Origin of the sequence: Plectonema radiosum NIES-515, assembly GCF_025753815.1 — a bacterium.
In the GTDB taxonomy this organism is placed as follows: Bacteria; Cyanobacteriota; Cyanobacteriia; order Cyanobacteriales; family Nostocaceae; genus Hassallia; species Hassallia radiosum_A.
In genome coordinates this window covers 1-4,427 of sequence record NZ_JAOWRF010000417.1, presented here as the reverse complement: position 1 = coordinate 4,427, position 4,427 = coordinate 1, and the positions used below count along the sequence as shown (strand labels likewise).

The 4,427-nt window shown below is 43.6% G+C and carries 9 protein-coding genes and 2 pseudogenes; 8 read left to right on the top strand and 3 right to left on the bottom strand.

Annotated elements, in window-relative coordinates:
- From OGM63_RS29425 to OGM63_RS29415, 3 genes and pseudogenes are all read left to right on the top strand, one after another.
- A pseudogene (locus OGM63_RS29425) lies at nt 1-105 on the top strand (IS5/IS1182 family transposase); the annotation flags it as partial.
- Between the two features lie 53 nt (nt 106-158).
- Nucleotides 159-398, top strand: coding sequence for a hypothetical protein (locus OGM63_RS29420; protein WP_263749307.1), 240 nt, complete (start codon nt 159-161; stop codon nt 396-398).
- A gap of 277 nt (nt 399-675) precedes the next feature.
- Entirely contained in the window at nt 676-987 is a 312-nt protein-coding gene (locus OGM63_RS29415) for a hypothetical protein (protein WP_263749306.1), read from the top strand.
- On the opposite strand, the gene OGM63_RS29410 is transcribed toward OGM63_RS29415, so the two are convergent.
- Both OGM63_RS29410 and OGM63_RS29405 read right to left on the bottom strand, forming a co-directional pair.
- Entirely contained in the window at nt 958-1,248 is a 291-nt protein-coding gene (locus tag OGM63_RS29410; RefSeq protein ID WP_263749304.1) for a hypothetical protein, read from the bottom strand. The two genes, OGM63_RS29415 and OGM63_RS29410, sit on opposite strands and share 30 nt — an antisense overlap.
- Nucleotides 1,249-1,273: 25 nt before the next feature.
- A complete protein-coding gene (locus OGM63_RS29405; protein ID WP_263749303.1) occupies nt 1,274-1,531 on the bottom strand; it encodes a hypothetical protein in 258 nt (85 codons plus the stop codon).
- A gap of 129 nt (nt 1,532-1,660) precedes the next feature.
- On the opposite strand from OGM63_RS29405, the gene OGM63_RS29400 reads away from it, so the two are divergent.
- From OGM63_RS29400 to OGM63_RS29380, 5 genes are all read left to right on the top strand, one after another.
- On the top strand, nt 1,661-2,329 hold the full coding sequence (locus OGM63_RS29400) for a hypothetical protein (protein WP_263749302.1): 669 nt from the start codon (nt 1,661-1,663) through the stop codon (nt 2,327-2,329).
- Between the two features lie 66 nt (nt 2,330-2,395).
- Nucleotides 2,396-2,629: a hypothetical protein gene (locus OGM63_RS29395; protein ID WP_263749301.1), complete on the top strand. Its 234-nt coding sequence runs from the start codon at nt 2,396-2,398 to the stop codon at nt 2,627-2,629.
- Nucleotides 2,626-3,003: a hypothetical protein gene (locus OGM63_RS29390; protein WP_263749300.1), complete on the top strand. Its 378-nt coding sequence runs from the start codon at nt 2,626-2,628 to the stop codon at nt 3,001-3,003. The genes OGM63_RS29395 and OGM63_RS29390 overlap by 4 nt, the downstream gene beginning before the upstream one ends.
- A gap of 140 nt (nt 3,004-3,143) precedes the next feature.
- Complete coding sequence (locus tag OGM63_RS29385; RefSeq protein ID WP_263749299.1) at nt 3,144-3,371, top strand: hypothetical protein; 228 nt, start codon at nt 3,144-3,146, stop codon at nt 3,369-3,371.
- 93 nt (nt 3,372-3,464) lie between these two features.
- Entirely contained in the window at nt 3,465-3,761 is a 297-nt protein-coding gene (locus tag OGM63_RS29380) for a hypothetical protein (RefSeq protein WP_263749298.1), read from the top strand.
- Nucleotides 3,762-4,140: 379 nt separating this feature from the next.
- On the opposite strand, the pseudogene OGM63_RS29375 reads toward OGM63_RS29380, so the two are convergent.
- Nucleotides 4,141-4,427 (bottom strand): annotated as a pseudogene (locus OGM63_RS29375) (photosystem II q(b) protein); the annotation flags it as partial.

Sequence of the window (4,427 nt, the reverse complement as noted above, 5' to 3'; positions counted from 1 at the left end):
TCTCTTACTTATAGAAATCGTCGAAAAAGATTTAGTTTGAGGTTCAATCTGATTGCAGGTCTTTATAATTATGAACTTCATCTCCCCCAAACCGAATCTTCCTGACTGACTTTTGCTCATAGGTCTATTGTACCGCACCCAACTGAGAACCGCTATAAATGGCGATCGCACCTGATTCTTTTGAATTTGCTATGTCTCAAGGAAGACTTGCCGATAGAATTCACGATCTTGAGTTGCGGTTAGCCAAGCTTGAAAAACAATCACTTCCCGGCTTTGATGCCCAAATTAAGAGAAATCAGTATGGGGAAACTCCTCAAGATGCTTATTTTCGCATGCGTGACAACTGGAGTGAGATGTGGCGTATATCAAGGATTTGGAAACACAATAATCAAGACTAGTTAATATACAATCCTTTGCTTGTATTGGCAAAGATACAAGCGAGGAAATAGTAAAACTTTTACCACAATCAAATCATGAACAAAAAAGGCTTTGGTAAATCTCAACCTACAAAAACTGAAAAGCTTATTCAAAAAATAGTTAAACACTGTCAAGAAAAGTCGCCTGAGTCCCTTGACCAAATATTTGATAATTTGCCTTTGGGACTAACACAGGTAGAATTTACGCATTTGAACCAGCAGGTTATAAGGGGTATAGTGAAGGCTTTAACAGATGATGGTGACAGTCTCGCCTGGCGATCGTTCTTACTCCGCCTCAGAAATCAATCGCAGCGAGGATAACGATAAGCCTTACCATGCAATAAAGCTGTTATCCAAACTCTTGATTAAACATGGGATGGAGCCTTTCACTGACTTCTCACCTTACCCTGGCTGTCGCCTCATCATCATCAACACGGAGAAATTTGAAGCATTACCAGCAGAAGTACAAGACTTGTTGAAAGAAGTTTTTGATGTAATGGAAGGTACAGGTGAGCAACTACAGCAGATAAACAATGCTCTTTTAGAAGAACTTGTGGTTATGTCGAATTAAATTTATTTCCTCGCTTGTATCTTTGCTAATACAAGCGAGGAAATATGAGTGTGCGATCGCCTGCAATATTTCTGACAATTGATCCACAGTTGCAGTACTTATCTGATAAAGCGTGTCTGCATTAAACTGACTACTCCCGACAGTTACATTAAATTCAGCGTCCCCGAAGAGATGTTTCAATAACTTTGCTCTCTCGTCGCCATTCAAGCGATCGCAGTCTTCCATTAATTCGCTTAAGTTCGTATCTATATTAGTTGTCATGAAGGCAAAGGTACATGCAGAATTCTTATATTGCCATCATTTCTTTGCGATCCGCCACAATACCAGCAGTCAAAGAAGCAGCAATTAACCGCAAAACTTCCGCTTTTTCATCGTCTGTCGCTCTCATGATGAGCGATCGCATATCTTTATTGATGGGGTGAAGTTGTTGAAAAAAGAATTCTCTAGCGTCTGGCGGTAGTGCCGAAATTATTCGCTCCAGGCTTTCAGATTTGATCTGCCCTTTACCAATTATGAAGTTAGAGACAGTTTTTCCAGAACACACTAAACGGGTTCATCTTTTTGGTGACTGTGTGCCTGAGAAAAAACAGGTTATTTGCTCAACTCTTCTGAGTTTTGACGTTGTTGCAACTTTTGAAGAGGTGGAAGTCTAAATATGCCACGTTAGACAAAGTTGTCATTAGTACCTGATGCTTCTATGTCTGGTGTGGAGCTTTCGGGCTTCTACCAGACTCCTAACCACATGGCAATGAAAGCCATTAGAGCTAAGTTAACAAGTGCTGATTGGTGCGTGTGGAGCTACTTGCAGATGATCGATCCTTACGGCGATCGCTTTGTAGATATTCCTAACCACAAAAAAATCGCCGAAATTGTTGGACTTAGTGAAAAGTCCGTAAAACGTTCAGTTTACAAGCTTGAGGAGCTTGGATTTTATGATACTGAGGTTTTAGCCATGAAGGGTAAGAATCTTGCAGGTAATGCGCTTAGGGCTAATAAAAAAACGGACAGAGTTGTCCAAAAACGGACAAAGTTGTCTAGCCAGAGACAAAGTTGTCCAAATGAAGCGCTGGAATCCTTACTGTGTAGGTATTGTAAAAGTTATTATCCTCTTAATATTCAAGAAGAAATTAAAGACACTACAGAAACAGAGGGTAGTGCTTTAAAAATTTTTGAAAGATACGAAGAGAAATTGAAGCTCTATGGAATTAACAAAAACATTTGGAAGGATGGCGCGATCGCACCTAATCCCAAAATGAAATCGATATTGGATGCGATCGCCCTAATCAGCAAAGAAACCGCAGAGCACAATATCAAAGCATTTATTTATAGAGTGGGCAAATAGAACGACAGGCGTAAGGGACATTTACGCGGCGCTGAGAGCCGCAATATTGAAAGGGTGGAGGGGCTAATGGAATGGGAATATTCGGAAATACTGAAATCTAGGAAGAAGACTGTTGTCGATGGGCAAGACAGGCAAGGCTTTGAACAAAAAAATGGGCTTCGTCCACAGGTGACGCTAGATTTTGACGATCCATTTGACGCTCTATGGATTGACGGAAGAATGCAGAGCGCTTGGGTATCGGAAATGTTTCTGGCTTTAGGTAAGGCAACCAATGGAGAGATTGGGGAGTGGCAACTGTGAACGAATTATTTAAGACCTCAGACTTTTCCTCTAAGAACGATGCCACGCGAGACTTTCAACTTGAGAATCTTTCCTCTAAGAAAATATTGGGAAAAGGCACAGATCTGGCGTGGGACGAGCCTACTAAAGTTTCCTCTAAGAAGATTTGGAAGATAGGCGATCGCTGTGAAGTCATCAGTCCTAAAAAATATTCTGGCGAAAAAGGGCATGTCTGCGGTTTTCACGCAGATGACATCTCGGAATTTTGGGTAAAGCTCGACAATTACGACTTACAAATCAGGGTTACTGTTTCCCCTCAGTCCTCCGAATTATTAACAACTACCAGCCAAGATTCGCCGCAATTGAAAACGTTACTGCCCCTACTCCCCAGGTGATGAGCGAGGTTACTTCCGGTATATTTTGGAAGAGCTTCACGCCTGTGGGTACGATGCGGAATGGCTTACTGTCGGAAGTGGGCATTGTGCCGCTCCCTTTATTAGGGAAAGAGTCTTGCTGGTTGCCGTCTCCCGGCGCCTTGTCATCGACTGGGAAGGGACGACCGCCTGGGCAGACCAAGCAAGAGGGGGAACTGAAGAAATTAGGCTTGCTGCAAAAAAACGAGGTATTGAACCCGGCTATCCTGTGTCAGTGGTACGAAATCCCAGAAACTTGGCTCGATCCCTTGGAGTCAAGAGCCGCAACGGAATTATTAGAAAACAACGAGCGGCAGCAGGAAATTTACTCGATCCTAGAGTTGCAGTGATCGCACTCCGAAGAATCCTCTATCTCAACTCAATCGCCGGATAATCCGACACTAGAGAATTTCTTAGAGGAAACTAAGCCGCAGCGCGAAGCTGTGCGGAAGTTCAAGCCTAGACAGCGCAAGGGTTGTCTCTACAGGTACATTGAAAATAAGAAGTTAAAAGATGGAAGCGTTGCTTCTTATCCCCGTGTAATTGGGCATCGCGACCCCAGTAATCCGAAGCATTGGCGATGGGGTTTTAACTGGGAAGAAAAGGTAGGCGGTGAATGGAAGAATCGCAGCTTGTCAGTCAAGTTGGGTGCGATTCCGCTTATTCAGTCTATGCAGAAAGAAGGGGTGAAATTGGAGGAAATAATTGGGTTTATTAGGCGGTCAAAGAGTAAGGGTTAGCATACAAGCGAGGAAACAATGCGATCGCTTCACTGCTACCTGGCTCCAACCCAGAAGCGATCGCCCTTACAATTTACCAAAAGTTGCAAGATTATTTACGACCAGGCAATCTCCCTTAACCAAGATACCGAACTGGGCGACACGACCAAAACTTATGTGGCACAAGCGTTCGATTCGGGGAGACGCCTTGCGCGTTCATCAAAGATAGTCCTGGGGGATCGATTCACTACAAAACGAACGCTTGTGCCACATTTGTCGTGGGTTGTTGCAGAGGTATAGTTACGGCTTTTAATGCCTATAATTCAAAGCACTCATGCGCCCCCGATACATCAGGAGCGCATGAGTGTTATTTATTTAAGTTAAGCTTGTCAAACCAGTATTAACCGTTGATAGCAGGTGCGCTCATTGCTACAGGAGCGAAGTCAGCAGCAGCCAAATCTAGAGGGAAGTTGTGAGCGTTGCGCTCGTGCATTACTTCCATACCCAAGTTAGCGCGGTTGATTACGTCAGCCCATGTGTTGATGACGCGACCACTTGAATCAATTACTGATTGGTTGAAGTTGAAACCGTTCAGGTTGAAAGCCATTGTGCTTACACCCAAGCTGGTGAACCAGATACCAACCACTGGCCATGCTGCCAAGAAGAAGTGCAGTGAACGGCTGTTGT